A 1,853-nucleotide genomic window follows, 5' to 3' on the forward strand; every position below is an offset into this window, starting at 1 on the left:
GCTGGTTTTTTGCTTTCTGGGGTTCCGGTAGATTTCTGGTCGTGATGGCCGCTAATGACACTTCCCTGTTTCTTCCCTCCAGCATGAGCATTTCTCTTTAGCTACTCCCTGCCCTTCCGGTCACAGTGACGTTGTCAGTTCGGCTTCAAACGGGCAGTAAACACTATTTCAAACTTGTACACCTCTCTGGTGGACTCATCACAGCAAGGCAGAATCCGGTCTTTGTCCGGTCTGGAGTAGGAAAGTGTCATCGCTTCGATTCTGATATGTGCAAAACACTACCGCGCCGGTAGGCTTGCTCAACCGCTCACAATCCCGGAAAGGATTCCCGGCCTTGCTCAAGGTTCTCAATAAAATCGGTTATCCGCCCTCCATCAACCAACTTTTCCCAGCCACTGCTACGCCTCCAGTAAGTGAAGTTAATGGCGGCGTTAATATCCCTGCTGAGCAGCAATTTAGGTCTGGCATAGCGTCAATGAAGGTCCGTTCCGTGCTGTGAGTTCAACGGGTCGATGCAACGCTATCCTTAATCAAGGGGGACGTTGCCATGAAACGAAGAACTCGCATTTACTACACGCCAGAACAGAAAGCGATTATCTGGGACAGGTATAAGCAAGGTGATTCCCTGCATGATATCGCCAGAATGTTCGACAGATACCATTCTTCTATCATGCCCACTATCCATCAGACTGGTGGATACCGTCCCCTTGTCCGAAAGCGGCACCGGTTAGCACTTTCGCTTGATGAAAGAGAGGAGATATCCAGAGGGCTGGTAGCAAATCGTAGCATCAGGGACATCGCTGACAAATTATCAAGAGCCCCCTCAACGGTTAGCCGCGAGATCAAGAGGCACGGAGGTGCAAAACAATACCGTGCAGCAAAAGCGGATACTGCTGCGTGGGAACGTGCCCTGAGACCAAAACCTTGCAAGCTAATTGAAAGCCCCACATTGTGTAAAATCATTGCAGAGAAGATGCATCAGGACTGGTCGCCGGAACAAATCGCCGGTTGGCTGAAACGCTGTTATCCGGATAATCAGGAAATGCATGTGTCACACGAAACGATTTATAAAACGCTTTTTATACAAAACCGGGGAGCTTTAAAAAAAGAGCTGCAGCAGTGCCTCAGAAGCGGAAGAGTCGTGCGTAGATCCAGAACATCATCGCTTAAAGGGAAAGGATTAGGGTCAATCCCGGATACGATCTCTATCAGCGAAAGGCCACCTGAAGCCGCTGACAGAGCCATACCCGGTCACTGGGAAGGTGACCTGATCCAGGGCTCTAAAAACTCCTATATCGTCACCCTCGTAGAACGTCATTCCCGTTTTGTTATGCTGGCCAAAGTCAGGGACAACAAGACCATAACGGTTATATCTGCACTCATCAAACAAGCCCGGGAATTACCTGCTGAGCTTTATAAAACATTAACATGGGACCGGGGCGCTGAAATGACCAGCCACACCCGGTTTACTGTAGCCACAGATATTCAGGTTTACTTCTGCGATCCTCAATCTCCCTGGCAACGCGGCTCCAATGAAAATACGAACAGATTGCTCAGGCAGTATTTTCCAAAAGGAACTGACTTATCGGTTCACAGCCAGCAAAGACTAAACAGTGTTGCGAGGCAACTCAACGAGAGGCCAAGAAAAACGCTAGACTATGAATCACCCGCAGAGCGTTTTAACCAATGTGTTGCATCCATCGGTTGAACTCACAGCCAGGAGCGGACGTTACTAACATCTATCTGCATCAATCTTTAGGGAGCAGGTCAAATAAAACAATAAAGTGTCCCCCTCCTGAAGACGGCCCCAAACTACTAATCTCAACTTATCTAGGGAAGGTGCGAACAAGTTC

General features: G+C 48.8%; 1 protein-coding gene. It reads left to right on the forward strand.

The features are described 5' to 3' along the window. The first annotated feature begins 547 nt into the window (after nucleotides 1–547). Entirely contained in the window at nucleotides 548–1,708 is a 1,161-nt protein-coding gene (locus tag FDW95_RS14425; RefSeq protein ID WP_115259641.1) for an IS30 family transposase, read from the forward strand. The last annotated feature ends 145 nt before the right edge of the window (nucleotides 1,709–1,853 follow it).

Origin of the sequence: Citrobacter sp. wls718, assembly GCF_005280945.1 — a bacterium.
Classification (GTDB): domain Bacteria; phylum Pseudomonadota; class Gammaproteobacteria; order Enterobacterales; family Enterobacteriaceae; genus Citrobacter; species Citrobacter gillenii.

What these genes read in the sequence shown, in the direction of transcription:
- FDW95_RS14425 (WP_115259641.1), top strand. Translation starts at nt 548, where the DNA reads ATGAAACGAAGAACTCGCATTTACTACACGCCAGAACAGAAAGCGATT.